The organism is Vibrio sp. 1457 (genome assembly GCF_033340195.1).
GTDB lineage: Bacteria > Pseudomonadota > Gammaproteobacteria > Enterobacterales > Vibrionaceae > Vibrio > Vibrio alginolyticus.
This window is the reverse complement of record NZ_JAWOWA010000003.1, coordinates 78,578-93,861: the sequence shown is the minus strand read 5'-3', so window position 1 is coordinate 93,861 and position 15,284 is coordinate 78,578. Positions and strand designations below refer to the sequence as shown.

The 15,284-nt window shown below is 45.5% G+C and carries 30 protein-coding genes; 29 read left to right on the top strand and 1 reads right to left on the bottom strand.

Features of this window, described 5'->3' with window-relative positions; all coding sequences use genetic code 11:
• Positions 1–194 precede the first annotated feature (194 nt).
• The 29 genes from rpmE to rplQ all read left to right on the top strand — a co-directional run bounded on the left by rpmE (position 195) and on the right by rplQ (position 14,532).
• Positions 195–416: a 50S ribosomal protein L31 gene (gene rpmE, locus R7Z41_RS04105; RefSeq protein WP_005379546.1), complete on the top strand. Its 222-nt coding sequence runs from the start codon at positions 195–197 to the stop codon at positions 414–416.
• 456 nt (positions 417–872) lie between these two features.
• Positions 873–1,184, top strand: coding sequence for a 30S ribosomal protein S10 (rpsJ, locus tag R7Z41_RS04100; protein ID WP_004410492.1), 312 nt, complete (start codon positions 873–875; stop codon positions 1,182–1,184).
• Between the two features lie 14 nt (positions 1,185–1,198).
• A complete protein-coding gene (gene rplC / locus R7Z41_RS04095; protein WP_005379555.1) occupies positions 1,199–1,828 on the top strand; it encodes a 50S ribosomal protein L3 in 630 nt (209 codons plus the stop codon).
• Positions 1,829–1,845: 17 nt separating this feature from the next.
• The gene (gene rplD / locus R7Z41_RS04090) at positions 1,846–2,448 is read left to right on the top strand and encodes a 50S ribosomal protein L4 (protein ID WP_005379556.1); all 603 of its coding nucleotides are present in this window, start codon (positions 1,846–1,848) and stop codon (positions 2,446–2,448) included.
• The gene (gene rplW, locus R7Z41_RS04085; protein WP_004398471.1) at positions 2,445–2,747 is read left to right on the top strand and encodes a 50S ribosomal protein L23; all 303 of its coding nucleotides are present in this window, start codon (positions 2,445–2,447) and stop codon (positions 2,745–2,747) included. Before rplD ends, rplW begins: the two co-directional genes overlap by 4 nt.
• A gap of 15 nt (positions 2,748–2,762) precedes the next feature.
• Complete coding sequence (gene rplB, locus R7Z41_RS04080) at positions 2,763–3,587, top strand: 50S ribosomal protein L2 (RefSeq protein WP_005383168.1); 825 nt, start codon at positions 2,763–2,765, stop codon at positions 3,585–3,587.
• Between the two features lie 21 nt (positions 3,588–3,608).
• Positions 3,609–3,887 carry a 30S ribosomal protein S19 gene (gene rpsS, locus R7Z41_RS04075; protein WP_004394525.1) on the top strand — a complete coding sequence of 93 codons (279 nt, stop codon included), beginning with the start codon at positions 3,609–3,611 and terminating at the stop codon, positions 3,885–3,887.
• A 10-nt stretch (positions 3,888–3,897) separates the two neighbouring features.
• On the top strand, positions 3,898–4,230 hold the full coding sequence (gene rplV / locus R7Z41_RS04070; RefSeq protein WP_005383164.1) for a 50S ribosomal protein L22: 333 nt from the start codon (positions 3,898–3,900) through the stop codon (positions 4,228–4,230).
• A gap of 18 nt (positions 4,231–4,248) precedes the next feature.
• Positions 4,249–4,947 carry a 30S ribosomal protein S3 gene (gene rpsC, locus R7Z41_RS04065; protein WP_005383161.1) on the top strand — a complete coding sequence of 233 codons (699 nt, stop codon included), beginning with the start codon at positions 4,249–4,251 and terminating at the stop codon, positions 4,945–4,947.
• Positions 4,948–4,958: 11 nt separating this feature from the next.
• Positions 4,959–5,369 carry a 50S ribosomal protein L16 gene (rplP, locus tag R7Z41_RS04060; RefSeq protein WP_005379577.1) on the top strand — a complete coding sequence of 137 codons (411 nt, stop codon included), beginning with the start codon at positions 4,959–4,961 and terminating at the stop codon, positions 5,367–5,369.
• Positions 5,369–5,560 carry a 50S ribosomal protein L29 gene (gene rpmC, locus R7Z41_RS04055; protein WP_005379576.1) on the top strand — a complete coding sequence of 64 codons (192 nt, stop codon included), beginning with the start codon at positions 5,369–5,371 and terminating at the stop codon, positions 5,558–5,560. Before rplP ends, rpmC begins: the two co-directional genes overlap by 1 nt.
• The gene (rpsQ, locus tag R7Z41_RS04050; RefSeq protein ID WP_005379575.1) at positions 5,560–5,814 is read left to right on the top strand and encodes a 30S ribosomal protein S17; all 255 of its coding nucleotides are present in this window, start codon (positions 5,560–5,562) and stop codon (positions 5,812–5,814) included. Before rpmC ends, rpsQ begins: the two co-directional genes overlap by 1 nt.
• 162 nt (positions 5,815–5,976) lie before the next feature.
• Complete coding sequence (gene rplN / locus R7Z41_RS04045) at positions 5,977–6,348, top strand: 50S ribosomal protein L14 (RefSeq protein ID WP_004410450.1); 372 nt, start codon at positions 5,977–5,979, stop codon at positions 6,346–6,348.
• A 13-nt stretch (positions 6,349–6,361) separates the two neighbouring features.
• Positions 6,362–6,679, top strand: coding sequence for a 50S ribosomal protein L24 (gene rplX / locus R7Z41_RS04040; protein WP_005379574.1), 318 nt, complete (start codon positions 6,362–6,364; stop codon positions 6,677–6,679).
• Positions 6,680–6,702: 23 nt separating this feature from the next.
• A complete protein-coding gene (rplE, locus tag R7Z41_RS04035; protein ID WP_005379573.1) occupies positions 6,703–7,242 on the top strand; it encodes a 50S ribosomal protein L5 in 540 nt (179 codons plus the stop codon).
• A 17-nt stretch (positions 7,243–7,259) separates the two neighbouring features.
• A complete protein-coding gene (gene rpsN, locus R7Z41_RS04030) occupies positions 7,260–7,565 on the top strand; it encodes a 30S ribosomal protein S14 (protein WP_004410442.1) in 306 nt (101 codons plus the stop codon).
• Positions 7,566–7,594: 29 nt separating this feature from the next.
• Positions 7,595–7,987 (top strand): 30S ribosomal protein S8, encoded by a 393-nt coding sequence (rpsH, locus tag R7Z41_RS04025; RefSeq protein ID WP_005379572.1) that lies wholly within the window; start codon positions 7,595–7,597, stop codon positions 7,985–7,987.
• Positions 7,988–8,000: 13 nt separating this feature from the next.
• Positions 8,001–8,534 carry a 50S ribosomal protein L6 gene (rplF, locus tag R7Z41_RS04020; RefSeq protein ID WP_005379570.1) on the top strand — a complete coding sequence of 178 codons (534 nt, stop codon included), beginning with the start codon at positions 8,001–8,003 and terminating at the stop codon, positions 8,532–8,534.
• Between the two features lie 9 nt (positions 8,535–8,543).
• A complete protein-coding gene (gene rplR, locus R7Z41_RS04015) occupies positions 8,544–8,897 on the top strand; it encodes a 50S ribosomal protein L18 (RefSeq protein ID WP_005379568.1) in 354 nt (117 codons plus the stop codon).
• 14 nt (positions 8,898–8,911) lie between these two features.
• Positions 8,912–9,415, top strand: coding sequence for a 30S ribosomal protein S5 (rpsE, locus tag R7Z41_RS04010; protein ID WP_004745894.1), 504 nt, complete (start codon positions 8,912–8,914; stop codon positions 9,413–9,415).
• A 7-nt stretch (positions 9,416–9,422) separates the two neighbouring features.
• Positions 9,423–9,599, top strand: a complete 177-nt coding sequence (gene rpmD / locus R7Z41_RS04005; protein WP_005379565.1) for a 50S ribosomal protein L30 — start codon at positions 9,423–9,425, stop codon at positions 9,597–9,599.
• Positions 9,600–9,604: 5 nt separating this feature from the next.
• Entirely contained in the window at positions 9,605–10,039 is a 435-nt protein-coding gene (rplO, locus tag R7Z41_RS04000) for a 50S ribosomal protein L15 (protein WP_005383155.1), read from the top strand.
• A 20-nt stretch (positions 10,040–10,059) separates the two neighbouring features.
• Positions 10,060–11,394 (top strand): preprotein translocase subunit SecY, encoded by a 1,335-nt coding sequence (gene secY / locus R7Z41_RS03995; RefSeq protein ID WP_005379562.1) that lies wholly within the window; start codon positions 10,060–10,062, stop codon positions 11,392–11,394.
• Positions 11,395–11,432: 38 nt separating this feature from the next.
• Complete coding sequence (rpmJ, locus tag R7Z41_RS03990; protein WP_000868186.1) at positions 11,433–11,546, top strand: 50S ribosomal protein L36; 114 nt, start codon at positions 11,433–11,435, stop codon at positions 11,544–11,546.
• Between the two features lie 149 nt (positions 11,547–11,695).
• Positions 11,696–12,052 (top strand): 30S ribosomal protein S13, encoded by a 357-nt coding sequence (rpsM, locus tag R7Z41_RS03985; RefSeq protein ID WP_005383154.1) that lies wholly within the window; start codon positions 11,696–11,698, stop codon positions 12,050–12,052.
• Positions 12,053–12,070: 18 nt separating this feature from the next.
• The gene (gene rpsK, locus R7Z41_RS03980) at positions 12,071–12,460 is read left to right on the top strand and encodes a 30S ribosomal protein S11 (protein ID WP_001118870.1); all 390 of its coding nucleotides are present in this window, start codon (positions 12,071–12,073) and stop codon (positions 12,458–12,460) included.
• A 27-nt stretch (positions 12,461–12,487) separates the two neighbouring features.
• On the top strand, positions 12,488–13,108 hold the full coding sequence (rpsD, locus tag R7Z41_RS03975) for a 30S ribosomal protein S4 (RefSeq protein WP_005383146.1): 621 nt from the start codon (positions 12,488–12,490) through the stop codon (positions 13,106–13,108).
• A gap of 24 nt (positions 13,109–13,132) precedes the next feature.
• Positions 13,133–14,125, top strand: a complete 993-nt coding sequence (locus R7Z41_RS03970) for a DNA-directed RNA polymerase subunit alpha (RefSeq protein WP_005383143.1) — start codon at positions 13,133–13,135, stop codon at positions 14,123–14,125.
• A gap of 26 nt (positions 14,126–14,151) precedes the next feature.
• Complete coding sequence (gene rplQ, locus R7Z41_RS03965) at positions 14,152–14,532, top strand: 50S ribosomal protein L17 (RefSeq protein ID WP_005383141.1); 381 nt, start codon at positions 14,152–14,154, stop codon at positions 14,530–14,532.
• 135 nt (positions 14,533–14,667) lie between these two features.
• On the opposite strand, the gene R7Z41_RS03960 is transcribed toward rplQ, so the two are convergent.
• The gene (locus R7Z41_RS03960) at positions 14,668–15,147 is read right to left on the bottom strand and encodes a DUF2780 domain-containing protein (RefSeq protein ID WP_017820297.1); all 480 of its coding nucleotides are present in this window, start codon (positions 15,145–15,147) and stop codon (positions 14,668–14,670) included.
• Positions 15,148–15,284: the final 137 nt, after the last annotated feature.

Here is a 15,284-nt window from a genome sequence, read left to right as displayed (position 1 = left end):
ATGATTAGTCTGGCTAAAAAAGTGGCGAAAAAGTTGCCAAATGTGTTGATCCGAGCAATGTGATTCTTTACTATATCGCGCCTTGAGATATGGCTTCGGCAATTAGTTGATGCGGTATCCCATTTTATTATTAATTGCGTGTGGTGTGCGGCTTAGATTCGTATAGCGACACGGCCTACTATTGAGGTTATCCCATGAAAGCTGGTATCCACCCAGAATACAAAGCAGTAAAAGCGACTTGTTCTTGCGGCAACTCTTTTGAGTTCAACTCTACTCTAGGTAAAGAGTCTATCCACCTAGACGTATGTGACAAGTGTCACCCATTCTACACTGGTAAGCAACGTATCGTTGATACAGGCGGCCGTGTTGATCGCTTCAACAAGCGTTTCGGTGCACTATCAAGCGGTAAGAAATAATAGCAGCCGCTATTACGATTACAGTTTAGAAAAGGACGCTTCGGCGTCCTTTTTGTTTTAATGGCTACCAAGCGAAGAGGAATGTATGGGGTTTGGAATATTCCCGATTATTTTTCACTCAGCGCTTGCAACCTAAAGTGTGATCTGTATAATGCAGCGCACTGGTTAAGCCAGTTGTGAACCAATGAGCAGTGAGGAGCGAGCAAATCTAAGGATTTGTGAGGTAATGTATACTCAGCTTATGTTCGCGGTTAATACAATTAGCTATCTTTTCTTCGGAAAAACTATCCTCAAAGGTGACTTTGGCATATAGGGATAGTTAATCGAAAATTAACTGACAATGCGTCCTAATCTTGGATGCTACGGTTTCACATAAATCAATCGGCATTCTCTCGTCTTGACGAGTTTGAGTGGCGATATTGTTTGTGTAATTTATTAAATTTGGAGCTCTGTCTCATGCAGAACCAACGTATCCGTATCCGCCTAAAAGCTTTCGATTACAAACTAATCGATGCTTCTACAGCGGAAATCGTTGAAACAGCTAAGCGCACTGGCGCACAGGTTCGTGGTCCAATCCCACTGCCAACTCGTAAAGAGCGTTTCACAGTTCTTATCTCTCCACACGTTAACAAGAAAGCACGTGACCAGTACGAAATCCGTACTCACAAGCGTCTAATCGACATCGTTGAGCCAACAGACAAGACTGTTGATGCTCTAATGCGTCTAGACCTTGCTGCGGGCGTTGACGTTCAAATTAGCCTAGGTTAAGGGAGATTAGAAGTATGATTGGTCTAATCGGTCGTAAAGTGGGCATGACCCGCGTATTTACTGAAGAAGGCGTTTCTATCCCAGTAACAGTTGTTGAGGTTGAAGCTAACCGTGTTTCTCAAGTGAAAACTCTTGAAACTGACGGCTACGCAGCAATCCAGGTTACAGCTGGTTCTAAGAAAGCTAACCGTGTAAACAAAGCTGAAGCAGGTCACTTTGCTAAAGCTGGCGTTGAAGCTGGTCGCGGTCTTTGGGAATTCCGTTTAGAAAACGGCGAAGAGTTCGAAGTTGGTTCAGAACTAACTGTTGAACTATTCAACGAAACTAAGAAAGTAGACGTTACTGGTACATCTAAGGGTAAAGGTTTCCAAGGCGCTGTTAAGCGTTGGAACTTCCGTACTCAAGATATGACTCACGGTAACTCATTGTCTCACCGTGCTCCTGGTTCTATCGGTCAATGTCAGACTCCAGGTCGCGTATTTAAAGGCAAGAAAATGGCAGGTCACATGGGTGCTGAGCGTGTAACGACTCAAAACCTAGAGATCGTACGTGTTGACGCTGAGCGCAACCTGCTTCTTATTAAAGGTGCAGTCCCAGGCGCAACTGGCGGCAACGTGATCGTTAAACCAGCTGTTAAAGCATAACGTCTCAGGAGTAAGTAATGGAACTAATGGTTAAAGGTGCCGATGCACTAACTGTTTCCGAAACTACTTTCGGACGTGAGTTTAACGAAGCTCTTGTACACCAAGTAGTTGTTGCGTACGCAGCAGGTGCTCGTCAAGGTACTCGTGCTCAAAAAACACGTTCAGAAGTTTCTGGCGGTGGCGCTAAGCCATGGCGTCAAAAAGGTACTGGCCGTGCGCGTGCTGGTACAATCCGTAGCCCAATCTGGCGTACAGGTGGTGTTACTTTTGCTGCGAAACCACAAGATCACAGCCAAAAAGTAAACAAAAAAATGTACCGTGGTGCTATGAAGAGCATTCTTTCTGAGCTTGTTCGTCAAGAGCGTCTAATCGTTGTTGATAACTTCTCAGTTGAAGCACCAAAGACTAAAGAGCTAGTTGCTAAGCTTAAAGAGCTTGAGCTAACTGACGCTCTAATCGTGACTAGCGAAGTAGATGAGAATCTATTCCTAGCTGCTCGTAACCTATACAAAGTTGACGCACGTGATGTTGCTGGTATCGATCCAGTATCTCTAATCGCGTTTGACAAAGTTGTAATGACTGCAGAAGCAGTTAAGCAAGTAGAGGAAATGCTAGCATGATCACTGAAGAGCGTATCCTAAAAGTTCTACGTGCACCGCACATCTCTGAAAAAGCAACTATGGCAGCTGAGAAAGCGAACACTATCGTTTTCAAAGTAGCTAAAGATGCGACTAAAAAAGAGATCAAAGCAGCTGTAGAAAAGCTATTTGAAGTTGAAGTTAAGTCTGTAAATACTCTTATCACTAAGGGTAAGACCAAACGTCAAGGTCTACGCCAAGGTCGCCGCAGCGACGTTAAGAAAGCGTACGTTACTTTGAAAGAAGGTCAAGATCTTGACTTCGTTGGCGGCGCGGAATAACAGGAGTAGTTAAAAATGGCTATTGTTAAATGTAAGCCGACTTCCCCTGGTCGTCGTCACGTTGTTAAAGTTGTTAACGCTGACCTACACAAGGGCAAGCCATACGCACCTCTTCTAGAGAAAAACTCTAAGAACGGTGGTCGTAACAACAAGGGTCGTATCACAGTACGTCACATCGGCGGTGGTCACAAGCACCACTACCGTGTAGTTGACTTCAAACGTACTAAAGATGGTATTCCAGCGACAGTTGAGCGTCTTGAATACGATCCAAACCGTAGCGCAAACATTGCTCTAGTTCTTTACAAAGACGGTGAGCGTCGCTACATCCTAGCACCTAAAGGTGTTGTAGCTGGTGATGTTATTCAGTCTGGTGTTGATGCACCAATCAAAGCTGGTAACACTCTACCAATGCGTAATATCCCAGTAGGTTCAACAGTACATAACGTTGAACTTAAGCCTGGTAAAGGTGGTCAGCTAGCTCGTTCGGCTGGTGCTTACGCTCAAATCGTTGCTCGCGACGGTGCGTACGTAACTATCCGTCTACGTTCTGGCGAGATGCGCAAAGTTCTTTCTGAAGGCCGTGCAACAATCGGTGAAGTTGGTAACTCTGAGCACATGCTACGTGAACTTGGTAAAGCAGGTGCATCACGTCATCGCGGTATCCGTCCAACGGTTCGTGGTGTTGTAATGAACCCGATTGACCACCCACATGGTGGTGGTGAAGGTCGTACTTCTGGTGGTCGTCACCCAGTATCTCCTTGGGGTATGCCTACTAAAGGCTTCAAGACTCGTAAGAACAAACGCACTGACAAGTACATCGTACGTCGTCGTAACAAGTAATCTATATAAAGAGGAATCGCCATGCCACGTTCTCTCAAGAAAGGTCCTTTTATTGACCTACACTTGCTGAAGAAGGTAGAGAAAGCGGTGGAAAGCGGAGACAAAAAGCCTATTAAGACTTGGTCCCGTCGTTCAATGATCATCCCTACGATGATCGGTTTGACCATCGCTGTCCATAATGGTCGTCAGCACGTACCAGTATTTGTAACTGATGAAATGATCGGTCACAAACTGGGTGAATTCGCACCAACACGTACTTACCGCGGTCACGCTGCGGATAAGAAAGCTAAGAAGCGCTAAGGAGTAGATAATGGAAGCAATTGCTAAACATAACTTTGCTCGCATTTCGCCTCAGAAAGCTCGCTTAGTTGCGGATCTAATCCGTGGTAAATCTGTTGACCAAGCTCTAGAAATCCTAACGTTCAGCAACAAAAAAGCTGCTGCACTAGTTAAGAAAGTTCTAGAGTCTGCTATCGCTAACGCGGAGCACAACGAAGGTGCAGATATTGACGATCTGAATGTCGCAAAAATCTTTGTAGATGAAGGCCCAACCATGAAGCGTATTATGCCTCGTGCTAAAGGTCGTGCGGATCGTATCTTGAAGCGTTCAAGCCACATCACTGTTGTTGTAGCAGATCGCTAGAGACTAGGAGAGTAAGCAATGGGTCAAAAAGTACATCCAAATGGTATTCGTCTAGGCATCGTTAAGCCTTGGAATGCTACATGGTTTGCTAACACCAAAGATTTCGCTGACAACCTAGACGGCGACTTCAAGGTACGTCAGTTCCTTACAAGTGAACTGAAAAAAGCGTCTCTATCACGTATCGTTATCGAGCGTCCTGCTAAGAGCATCCGTGTGACTATTCACACTGCTCGTCCAGGCGTTGTTATCGGTAAGAAAGGTGAAGACGTTGAGAAGCTACGCGCAGCTGTAGCTAAAATTGCAGGTGTACCAGCGCAAATTAACATCGCTGAAGTACGTAAGCCTGAACTAGATGCGCAACTTGTTGGTGACAGCATCGCGTCTCAGCTAGAGCGTCGTGTTATGTTCCGTCGTGCTATGAAGCGCGCAGTACAAAACGCAATGCGCCTAGGCGCTAAAGGTATCAAAGTGGAAGTAAGCGGTCGTCTAGGCGGCGCTGAAATCGCACGTTCAGAGTGGTACCGTGAAGGCCGTGTGCCTCTACACACTCTACGTGCTGACATTGATTACGCAACTTCTTCGGCTCACACTCAATACGGTGTGATCGGCATTAAAACTTGGATCTTCAAAGGTGAAATCCTAGGTGGTATGCCAGCAGCTAACGCTGTAGAGCCTAAAGGCGACAAGCCTAAGAAGCAGCGTAAAGGCCGTAAGTAAGGAGTCGACAGATGCTACAACCTAAACGTACTAAGTTCCGTAAGGTTCAGACTGGTCGTAACCGTGGTCTAGCTAAAGGTACTGATGTAAGCTTCGGCGAATTCGGTCTTAAAGCTGTTGGCCGTGGTCGTCTAACTGCTCGTCAAATCGAAGCGGCACGTCGTGCAATGACACGTCACGTTAAGCGTCAAGGTAAAATCTGGATCCGTGTGTTCCCAGACAAACCAATCACAGAAAAACCACTTGAAGTTCGTCAAGGTAAGGGTAAAGGTAACGTTGAGTACTGGGTAGCCCAAATCCAACCTGGTAAGGTTATGTACGAAATGGGTGGTGTACCTGAAGAATTGGCACGTGAAGCGTTCCGTCTTGCGGCACGTAAACTGCCTTTCAAAACTACATTTGTAACTAAGCAGGTGATGTGATGAAAGCACAAGATCTACGCGAGAAAAGCGTTGAAGAGCTTAACGCTGAGCTAATGAATTTGCTACGCGAACAGTTCAACTTGCGCATGCAAGCTGCGACTGGTCAACTACAGCAAACTCATACTCTGAAAGCTGTACGCCGTGATATCGCACGTGTGAAAACTGTTTTGACTGAGAAGGCAGGCGCATAATGAGCGAAGTAAAACGTACTCAACAAGGTCGTGTTGTTAGCGACAAGATGGACAAGTCTATCACTGTTGCTATCGAACGTTTCGTAAAACACCCAATCTACGGTAAATACGTAAAACGTACGACTAAAGTACACGCACATGACGAGAACAACGAGTGTGGCCTAGGCGACACAGTTGAAATCGCAGAGTGTCGTCCACTGTCTAAGACTAAGTCTTGGACTTTGGTAAAAGTTCTAGAAAAGGCGAAGATTTAATCTCGTTAATTCTATGAAACTAAAGCGGCTCCAAAATATTTTTGGAGCCGTTTATTTTTTGACTACCCAATCACAAAAAAGGGTGGTACAATTCGCGTCCCTTTTAAAGAGGCAGCCCGACCCGTGATGGGTCTAGTTATTAATATTTAGCGGAGCACTAACATGATCCAAATGCAAAGTATGCTGGACGCAGCTGATAACTCAGGCGCACGCAGCGTAATGTGTATTAAGGTTCTGGGTGGCTCTCACCGCCGTTATGCACATATCGGTGACGTCATCAAAGTTACTGTGAAGGAAGCAATCCCTCGCGGTAAAGTTAAAAAAGGTGATGTTCTGAAGGCGGTGGTAGTGCGCACCCGTAAAGGCGTACGTCGTCCTGACGGTTCTGTCATTCGCTTCGACCGAAATGCTTGCGTATTGCTAAACGACAATACTGAGCAACCAATCGGTACACGTATCTTTGGTCCTGTGACACGCGAACTTCGTGGCGATAAGTTCATGAAGATCGTTTCACTGGCTCCAGAAGTTCTGTAAGGAGCACGTAGAAATGGCAGCTAAAATCCGTCGTAATGACGAAGTAATCGTTCTTGCTGGTAAAGACAAAGGCAAGAAAGGTAAAGTAACTAAGGTTCTAGCAACTGGTAAAGTTATCGTTGAAGGTATCAACCTAGTTAAGAAACATCAGAAACCTGTTCCAGCTATGGGTATCCAAGGCGGTATCGTAGAGCAAGAAGCAGCTATCGACGTTTCTAACGTGGCTATCTTTAACGCAGCTACTGGTAAAGCTGACCGTATCGGTTTCCGTTTTGAAGACGGCAAAAAAGTTCGTTTCTTCAAGTCTAACGGCGAAACCGTTTCTAACTAATAGAAGTAATTTGGAGTTCTACTATGGCGAAACTGCATGATTACTACAAGTCGTCTGTAGTCGCTGAACTGACCAAACAGTTCGGTTACACAAGCGTCATGCAAGTCCCTAGAATCGAGAAAATCACCCTAAACATGGGTGTTGGTGAAGCAATCAACGATAAGAAACTGCTAGAAAATGCAGCGTCTGATATGGCAACGATCTCTGGTCAAAAGCCACTTATCACAAAAGCGCGCAAATCTGTTGCAGGTTTCAAAATCCGTGAAGGCTACCCTATCGGTTGTAAAGTAACCTTGCGTGGCGAACGTATGTGGGATTTTCTTGAGCGTTTAATTAACATCGCTCTTCCACGTGTACGTGACTTCCGTGGTGTTAGCGCTAAGTCTTTTGACGGTCGCGGTAACTACAGCATGGGCGTTCGCGAGCAAATCATCTTCCCGGAAATCGACTTTGATAAAGTTGATCGAGTACGCGGTCTAGACATCACTATTACGACGTCTGCTGGTACTGATGAGGAAGGCCGTGCTCTGCTGGCTGCCTTTAACTTCCCATTCCGTAAGTAAGGTGAAGGGTTACTGTTATGGCTAAAAATTCAATGAAAGCACGTGAAGCAAAACGTGCGAAGCTAGTAGCTAAGTTCGCTGAAAAGCGTGCAGCGCTAAAAGCTATCATCAGCGATGTAAACGCATCTGAAGAAGATCGTTGGAACGCGGTTCTTACACTGCAATCTCTTCCACGTGATTCAAGTGCATCACGTCAGCGCAACCGTTGCAACCAAACTGGTCGTCCACACGGTTACCTACGTAAGTTCGGTCTAAGCCGTATTAAGGTTCGTGAAGCTTGCATGAAAGGCGAGATTCCGGGTCTTCGTAAGGCTAGCTGGTAATTGCCACTTAATCATTTGGAGTAAATCATATGAGCATGCAAGATCCGATTTCGGATATGCTGACCCGCGTTCGTAACGGTCAGGCAGCAAACAAAGTTGCTGTAAAAATGCCTTCTTCAAAGCTTAAAGTTGCAATTGCTGCACTACTAAAAGCTGAAGGTTACATCGTTGACTTCGCTGTTGAAGGCGAAGCAAAACCTGAGCTAGAAGTTACACTTAAGTACTTCCAAGCTAAACCAGTAATCGAGCAACTTAAACGTGTTTCTCGTCCAGGTCTACGTGTTTACAAGAAGAAAGATGAACTTCCTTCTGTAATGGGTGGTCTTGGTATTGCTATCGTTTCTACTTCCAAGGGTCTTATGTCAGACCGCGCTGCACGTAAAGCAGGTCTTGGTGGTGAAATCATCGCTTACGTAGCTTAATAAGGAGTAGACTATGTCTCGTGTTGCAAAAGCACCTGTCGCTATTCCAGCTGGCGTAGAGGTGAAACTAAACGGCCAAGAAATCACTGTAAAAGGTGCGAAAGGCGAACTAACTCGCGTTCTTAACAACGCAGTTGTAATCGCTCAGGAAGAAAATAACCTGACTTTCGGTCCTAAAGAAGGTGTTGCTAACGCATGGGCTCAAGCAGGTACTGCTCGCGCTCTAGTTAACAACATGGTTGTTGGTGTTACTGAAGGCTTTACTAAGAAGCTAACTCTTAAAGGTGTAGGTTACCGTGCTGCTATCAAAGGCAACGCTGTAGGTCTAACACTAGGCTTCTCACACCCAGTTGAGCACGAGTTGCCAGCGGGTATTAAAGCTGAATGTCCAAGCCAAACTGAAATCGTGATCACTGGTGCTGACAAGCAACTAGTTGGTCAAGTTGCGGCTGACATTCGTTCTTACCGTGAGCCTGAGCCATACAAAGGCAAAGGTGTTCGTTACGCAGATGAAAATGTGCGTACTAAAGAAGCTAAGAAGAAGTAAGGTAACACTATGGATAAGAAAGCATCTCGCATCCGTCGTGCTACACGTGCACGTCGTAAGATTGCAGAACTGGGTGCGACTCGCCTAGTTGTACACCGTACTCCTCGTCACGTGTACGCACAGGTTATCGCGGCTAACGGCTCTGAGGTTATCGCAGCAGCTTCTACTGTAGAAAAAGCGATCCGTGAGCAAGTGAAATACACTGGTAACGTTGATGCAGCTAAAGCAGTGGGTAAAGCTATTGCTGAGCGCGCTCTAGAGAAGGGCGTAACTGCAGTTGCATTTGATCGTTCTGGTTTCCAATACCACGGTCGAGTAGCGGCGCTAGCAGAATCTGCTCGCGAAGCTGGTCTGAAATTCTAAGGTAGGGTTGGAAGATGGCTAAAGAACAACAAGTTCAAGCGAATGATTTGCAAGAAAAGCTAATCGCAGTTAACCGTGTTTCTAAAACGGTTAAAGGTGGTCGAATCATGAGCTTCACTGCACTAACAGTAGTTGGTGACGGTAACGGTCGTGTAGGTTTCGGTTACGGCAAAGCTCGTGAAGTACCTGCAGCGATTCAAAAAGCAATGGAAAAAGCGCGTCGTAACATGACTACGATCGCTCTAAACGAAGGCACTCTTCACCACCCAGTGAAAGGTCGCCATTCGGGCTCTAAAGTTTACATGCAGCCTGCTGCAGAAGGTACTGGTGTTATCGCAGGTGGTGCGATGCGTGCAGTACTAGAAGTTGCTGGTGTACACAACGTACTATCTAAAGCGTACGGTTCTACGAACCCTATCAACATCGTTCGTGCAACGATCGATGCACTAGGTAGCATGAAGTCACCAGAAATGGTTGCTGCTAAACGTGGTCTAACTGTTGAATCTATTTCGGAGTAAGAACACCATGGCAACTATTAAAGTAACTCAAACTAAAAGCTCAATTGGTCGTCTGCCAAAGCACAAAGCTACTTTGCGCGGTCTAGGTCTTCGTAAAATCAACCACACAGTAGAACTTGAAGATACTCCGTGTATTCGCGGTATGATCAACAAGGTTTACTACATGGTTAAAGTTGAGGAGTAATCAGAATGCGTTTGAATACTCTAGCACCGGCTGCTGGCGCGAAAACTTCTGCGAAGCGAGTAGGTCGTGGTATCGGTTCAGGCCTAGGTAAAACTGGTGGCCGTGGTCACAAAGGTCAAAAATCACGTTCTGGCGGCAGTGTTCGTCCAGGTTTCGAAGGCGGTCAGATGCCTCTGAAACAACGTCTACCAAAATTCGGTTTCACTTCTCGTAAGAGCCTAGTGTCTGCTGAAGTTCGTCTAGCTGAGCTAGCGAAAGTTTCTGGTGACGTAGTTGATCTAAACAGTCTTAAAGCTGCTAACATCATCACTAAGAACATCGAATTTGTAAAAGTTGTTCTTTCTGGTGAAATCAACAAAGCAGTGACTGTTAAAGGTCTACGTGTGACTAAAGGCGCTAAAGCTGCAATCGAAGCTGCAGGCGGTAAAATCGAGGAATAATCTCGAGGAACGAGGTACAGATGGCTAAGAAACCAGGACAAGATTTTCGTAGTGCTCAGAGCGGCTTAAGTGAACTAAAGTCGCGCTTGTTATTCGTAATTGGTGCACTTTTAGTATTCCGAGCCGGCTCTTTTGTGCCGATTCCTGGTATTGACGCTGCTGTACTTGCCGATTTGTTCGAACAGCAAAAAGGTACCATCGTTGAAATGTTTAACATGTTCTCCGGTGGTGCTCTTGAGCGTGCATCTATATTAGCATTGGGCATCATGCCGTATATTTCGGCATCTATTGTTGTCCAATTGCTAACTGTAGTTCATCCAGCGTTAGCTGAACTCAAAAAAGAGGGTGAAGCAGGCCGTCGTAAGATAAGCCAATACACACGCTACGGCACGCTTGTACTTGCAACCTTCCAAGCTATAGGTATTGCAACTGGCCTACCAAACATGGTCGACAATCTGGTTGTTATCAACCAAACCATGTTTACGCTAATTGCTACCGTAAGTTTAGTAACCGGTACCATGTTCTTGATGTGGTTAGGTGAACAAATTACAGAGCGCGGAATTGGTAACGGTATTTCGATACTGATTTTTGCAGGTATTGTTGCTGGATTGCCTTCTGCAATCGGTCAAACAATCGAGCAAGCGCGTCAAGGTGAATTGCATGTACTTCTTCTGTTGCTAATCGCGGTATTAGCTTTTGCAGTAATTTACTTCGTTGTTTTCATGGAACGTGGTCAACGCCGAATCGTCGTTAACTATGCGAAACGTCAACAAGGTCGTAAAGTGTTTGCTGCGCAAAGCTCGCACTTGCCTCTTAAAATTAACATGGCAGGTGTAATTCCAGCGATTTTTGCATCAAGTATTATCTTGTTCCCAGGAACATTGGCTCAGTGGTTTGGTCAAAACGGTGAGAGCAGCGCGTTCGGTTGGTTAACTGACGTGTCTTTGGCTCTTAGCCCTGGTCAACCGTTGTATGTAATGCTTTATGCAGCAGCAATTATCTTCTTCTGTTTCTTCTACACGGCGTTGGTTTTCAACCCGCGTGAAACAGCAGATAACTTGAAGAAGTCTGGTGCATTCGTACCCGGTATCCGCCCAGGTGAGCAGACAGCGAAATACATTGATAAAGTAATGACACGTTTAACCCTTGCTGGTGCACTGTACATTACCTTTATCTGTCTGATTCCCGAGTTCATGATGGTCGCGTGGAACGTACGTTTCTACTTCGGCGGTACATCGCTACTAATCGTAGTTGTTGTAATTATGGACTTTATGGCACAGGTACAGACTCATCTGATGTCTCAACAGTATGATTCTGTGTTGAAGAAAGCGAATCTGAAAGGCTACGGCCGTTAATCCGGCGGTAGACTCAGTTTCATTTACGGAGTTTAGCAATGAAAGTTCGTGCTTCCGTTAAAAAAATCTGCCGTAACTGTAAAGTAATCAAGCGTAACGGTGTCGTTCGCGTGATTTGCAGTGAGCCAAAGCACAAACAGCGCCAAGGCTAATTAGCAGAAATTTTTACTTGAAAATGAAGGTTGGGTCGAGTATATTCCTCGGCCTACCTTTTGCGTGCAAAAGAAGTAGTATTCCGCAGCGTATCCATAACGGGCTTTGCTGCGGCTAATTCTTTTATAGAAACACTTAGGAGTGAATAATGGCCCGTATAGCAGGCATTAACATTCCTGATCAGAAACATGCAGTAATCGCTCTAACAGCGATCTACGGCATCGGTAAAACTCGCTCTCAAGCTATCCTAGCTGAAGTGGGTATTGCTGAAAATGTTAAGATCAGTGAACTAACTGAAGAGCAGATCGATCAACTGCGTGATGGTGTAGCTAAGTACACTGTAGAAGGTGATCTACGTCGTGAAGTATCTATGAACATCAAGCGTCTTATGGACCTTGGCTGTTACCGTGGTCTTCGTCATCGTCGCAGTCTACCACTACGTGGACAGCGTACTAAAACCAACGCTCGCACCCGCAAGGGTCCGCGTAAGCCGATCAAGAAATAATCGGGAAGGTAGAGTACAATGGCTAAACAACCAACTCGCGCTCGTAAGCGCGTACGCAAGCAAGTTGCAGATGGCGTTGCGCACATCCATGCTTCTTTCAATAACACAATCGTAACCATTACTGACCGTCAAGGTAACGCTCTTGCATGGGCTACTGCAGGTGGTTCTGGTTTCCGTGGTTCTCGTAAGTCTACTCCGTTCGCTGCACAGGTTGCTGCTGAGCGTTGTGCTGAAATGGCTAAAGAATACGGCCTAAAGAACTTGGAAGTTATGGTTAAGGGTCCTGGTCCAGGTCGCGAATCTACTGTTCGTGCACTAAACGCCGCTGGTTTCCGCATCACAAACATCGTTGATGCTACACCAATCCCTCATAACGGTTGTCGTCCACCTAAGAAACGTCGCGTATAACGTTTCTAGGACAATTGGAGAAGAATCATGGCAAGATATTTGGGTCCTAAGCTGAAGCTTAGCCGTCGTGAAGGCACTGACTTATTCCTTAAGTCTGGTGTTCGCGCGATCGATACCAAGTGTAAAATTGATAACGCACCAGGTGTACACGGCGCTCGTCGCGGTCGTCTATCTGAGTATGGCGTTCAGCTTCGTGAGAAGCAAAAAGTACGTCGTATGTACGGCGTTCTAGAAAAACAATTCCGTAACTACTACAAAGAAGCTGCTCGCCTAAAAGGCAACACTGGTGAAAACCTACTTCAGCTTCTTGAAGGTCGTCTTGATAACGTAGTTTACCGCATGGGCTTTGGCGCAACTCGCGCAGAAGCACGTCAGCTAGTTAGCCACAAAGCTATCCTAGTAAACGGTAAAGTTGTAAACGTTCCTTCTTTCAAAGTAGCGGCTAATGACGTTGTTTCTATTCGCGAGAAAGCTAAACAGCAAGCTCGTATCAAAGCAGCTCTAGAAGTTGCTGAACAACGTGAAAAACCAACTTGGATTGAAGTAGATGGTGGCAAGATGGAAGGTACATTCAAGCGTATGCCTGAGCGTTCTGATCTATCAGCTGACATCAACGAACAATTGATCGTCGAGCTTTACTCTAAGTAAGGTTTAAACTAAAGAGAGGACACAATGCAGGGTTCTGTAACAGAATTTCTTAAGCCACGTCTAGTTGACATCGAACAAATCAGCTCGACTCACGCAAAAGTAACTCTTGAGCCATTAGAGCGTGGCTTTGGTCATACTCTGGGTAATGCACTTCGCCGCATCCTTCTATCTTCTATGCCAGGTTGTGCTGTAACAGAAGTAGAAATTGAAGGCGTACTTCATGAGTACAGCACGAAAGAAGGCGTTCAAGAAGATATTCTTGAAATTCTTCTAAACCTTAAAGGTTTGGCTGTGCGCGTTGCCGAAGGCAAAGATGAAGTGTTCATTACTTTGAACAAATCAGGCTCGGGCCCTGTGGTTGCAGGTGACATCACCCATGATGGTGATGTAGAGATCGCTAACCCTGAACACGTAATTTGTCACCTAACGGATGACAACGCTGAGATCGCAATGCGTATCAAAGTTGAACGTGGTCGTGGTTATGTTCCAGCTTCTGCGCGTATCCATAACGAAGAAGACGAGCGTCCTATCGGTCGCCTACTAGTAGATGCTACTTACAGCCCAGTAGACAAAATTGCCTACGCTGTAGAAGCTGCTCGTGTAGAACAGCGTACTGATCTAGACAAGCTTGTTATCGATATGGAAACAAACGGTACTCTAGAACCTGAGGAAGCAATCCGTCGTGCAGCTACAATCCTAGCTGAACAATTGGATGCATTCGTAGATCTTCGTGATGTACGAGTTCCTGAGGAGAAGGAAGAGAAGCCAGAATTCGATCCGATCCTACTGCGTCCTGTAGACGATCTTGAACTAACAGTTCGCTCTGCTAACTGTCTGAAAGCAGAAGCGATTCACTACATCGGTGATCTAGTACAACGTACTGAGGTTGAGCTACTTAAAACGCCTAACCTTGGTAAAAAATCTCTTACTGAGATTAAAGACGTACTTGCGTCACGTGGTCTGTCTCTGGGCATGCGCCTAGAAAACTGGCCACCTGCATCAATCGCTGAAGATTAATCGATACTAGTTAGAAGGATTAGGTCATGCGCCATCGTAAGAGTGGTCGTCAACTCAACCGCAACAGCTCACATCGCAAAGCGATGTTCAGCAACATGGCTAGCTCTCTAGTACGTCATGAAGTTATCAAGACTACTTTGCCAAAAGCAAAAGAGCTACGTCGCGTAGTTGAGCCTTTGATTACACTAGCTAAGACTGACAGTGTTGCTAACCGTCGTCTAGCATTTGCACGTACTCGTGACAACGAAGTAGTTGCAAAACTATTTAACGAACTAGGTCCACGTTTTGCTGCTCGTCAGGGCGGTTACACTCGTATCCTAAAAGCTGGCTTCCGTGCTGGTGATAAAGCTCCAATGGCTTACATTGAGCTTGTAGATCGCCCAGCTGCTGAAGAAGCTGCTGAGTAATCAGTTCGTAAGAACGAGAAAGCCGAGCATTAGCTCGGCTTTTTTGTATCTGTAATTCAGTAAACCTTTATATCCAGCCTGCATTTATTTCAACCCATGCAGACTGGCAATTTAAAAAGTGATTATCACTTACGCTTATTTACTAGTATTCCACAACCCGCCCAACGAACTTAGAAGCCCTTCGCTAGCGCCTTGCTTGTTCAAGTAATCCAAGATGACTGGAGCAAACTGACTGATCATAGATGGGTCTAAACCTAACGTATCGAATGCACTTTTGACTGCACTGATATTCTCAATATTTCCTAGTAAGCTTTGTGCTCCTTGCAAGTTTGAAAGTCCAGGAATCAAAGACTGTAATTCACTACTATTTTCTTGCGAAAGCTGGCTTTGAGCCAAAGCGAGTAGCGCACCACTGCCTCCGGCTGCTTGCTCAGTGGATACTGGTAATTGGCTAGTTAGCATGTCTGTTAATGGAGATGACTCGGTGTTCAAGCTGCTGCCGACCATGTCCATCAGGCCACTTTCTTTACTTTTTTGAGTGACTGAATCTAAGAATGCGTGCGCACTACCAATGTTGATTGATAGGAGTGCTAGAGTTAGGAGTGTTTTACGCATAGTACCTCCAAAGGTTGAGCGTTTTTTAAAAGTGATTTTATTTTTAAAGGCTATCAGAGTGAAAGGTTCAGAGGTGAGAAAGTCTATTCAGTTTAGACAAAAAAACGGCGCTAGTGCGCCGTTTTATTTAATCATAA

Excerpts from the sequence above, each read along its gene's own strand:
- rpsJ (WP_004410492.1), top strand. The coding sequence starts at position 873 with ATGCAGAACCAACGTATCCGTATCCGCCTAAAAGCTTTCGATTACAAA.
- rpmC (WP_005379576.1), top strand. The coding sequence starts at position 5,369 with ATGAAAGCACAAGATCTACGCGAGAAAAGCGTTGAAGAGCTTAACGCT.
- rpsK (WP_001118870.1), top strand. The coding sequence starts at position 12,071 with ATGGCTAAACAACCAACTCGCGCTCGTAAGCGCGTACGCAAGCAAGTT.
- rplX (WP_005379574.1), top strand. The coding sequence starts at position 6,362 with ATGGCAGCTAAAATCCGTCGTAATGACGAAGTAATCGTTCTTGCTGGT.
- rplE (WP_005379573.1), top strand. The coding sequence starts at position 6,703 with ATGGCGAAACTGCATGATTACTACAAGTCGTCTGTAGTCGCTGAACTG.
- rpsE (WP_004745894.1), top strand. The coding sequence starts at position 8,912 with ATGGCTAAAGAACAACAAGTTCAAGCGAATGATTTGCAAGAAAAGCTA.
- rpsC (WP_005383161.1), top strand. The coding sequence starts at position 4,249 with ATGGGTCAAAAAGTACATCCAAATGGTATTCGTCTAGGCATCGTTAAG.
- rplP (WP_005379577.1), top strand. The coding sequence starts at position 4,959 with ATGCTACAACCTAAACGTACTAAGTTCCGTAAGGTTCAGACTGGTCGT.
- R7Z41_RS03970 (WP_005383143.1), top strand. The coding sequence starts at position 13,133 with ATGCAGGGTTCTGTAACAGAATTTCTTAAGCCACGTCTAGTTGACATC.
- rplB (WP_005383168.1), top strand. The coding sequence starts at position 2,763 with ATGGCTATTGTTAAATGTAAGCCGACTTCCCCTGGTCGTCGTCACGTT.
- rplQ (WP_005383141.1), top strand. The coding sequence starts at position 14,152 with ATGCGCCATCGTAAGAGTGGTCGTCAACTCAACCGCAACAGCTCACAT.
- rpmD (WP_005379565.1), top strand. The coding sequence starts at position 9,423 with ATGGCAACTATTAAAGTAACTCAAACTAAAAGCTCAATTGGTCGTCTG.
- rplF (WP_005379570.1), top strand. The coding sequence starts at position 8,001 with ATGTCTCGTGTTGCAAAAGCACCTGTCGCTATTCCAGCTGGCGTAGAG.
- secY (WP_005379562.1), top strand. The coding sequence starts at position 10,060 with ATGGCTAAGAAACCAGGACAAGATTTTCGTAGTGCTCAGAGCGGCTTA.
- rplN (WP_004410450.1), top strand. The coding sequence starts at position 5,977 with ATGATCCAAATGCAAAGTATGCTGGACGCAGCTGATAACTCAGGCGCA.
- rplO (WP_005383155.1), top strand. The coding sequence starts at position 9,605 with ATGCGTTTGAATACTCTAGCACCGGCTGCTGGCGCGAAAACTTCTGCG.
- rpsS (WP_004394525.1), top strand. The coding sequence starts at position 3,609 with ATGCCACGTTCTCTCAAGAAAGGTCCTTTTATTGACCTACACTTGCTG.
- rpsM (WP_005383154.1), top strand. The coding sequence starts at position 11,696 with ATGGCCCGTATAGCAGGCATTAACATTCCTGATCAGAAACATGCAGTA.
- rpsQ (WP_005379575.1), top strand. The coding sequence starts at position 5,560 with ATGAGCGAAGTAAAACGTACTCAACAAGGTCGTGTTGTTAGCGACAAG.
- rplD (WP_005379556.1), top strand. The coding sequence starts at position 1,846 with ATGGAACTAATGGTTAAAGGTGCCGATGCACTAACTGTTTCCGAAACT.
- rplW (WP_004398471.1), top strand. The coding sequence starts at position 2,445 with ATGATCACTGAAGAGCGTATCCTAAAAGTTCTACGTGCACCGCACATC.
- rpmE (WP_005379546.1), top strand. The coding sequence starts at position 195 with ATGAAAGCTGGTATCCACCCAGAATACAAAGCAGTAAAAGCGACTTGT.
- rpmJ (WP_000868186.1), top strand. The coding sequence starts at position 11,433 with ATGAAAGTTCGTGCTTCCGTTAAAAAAATCTGCCGTAACTGTAAAGTA.
- rpsN (WP_004410442.1), top strand. The coding sequence starts at position 7,260 with ATGGCTAAAAATTCAATGAAAGCACGTGAAGCAAAACGTGCGAAGCTA.
- rpsH (WP_005379572.1), top strand. The coding sequence starts at position 7,595 with ATGAGCATGCAAGATCCGATTTCGGATATGCTGACCCGCGTTCGTAAC.
- rplC (WP_005379555.1), top strand. The coding sequence starts at position 1,199 with ATGATTGGTCTAATCGGTCGTAAAGTGGGCATGACCCGCGTATTTACT.
- rpsD (WP_005383146.1), top strand. The coding sequence starts at position 12,488 with ATGGCAAGATATTTGGGTCCTAAGCTGAAGCTTAGCCGTCGTGAAGGC.
- R7Z41_RS03960 (WP_017820297.1), bottom strand. The coding sequence starts at position 15,147 with ATGCGTAAAACACTCCTAACTCTAGCACTCCTATCAATCAACATTGGT.
- rplV (WP_005383164.1), top strand. The coding sequence starts at position 3,898 with ATGGAAGCAATTGCTAAACATAACTTTGCTCGCATTTCGCCTCAGAAA.
- rplR (WP_005379568.1), top strand. The coding sequence starts at position 8,544 with ATGGATAAGAAAGCATCTCGCATCCGTCGTGCTACACGTGCACGTCGT.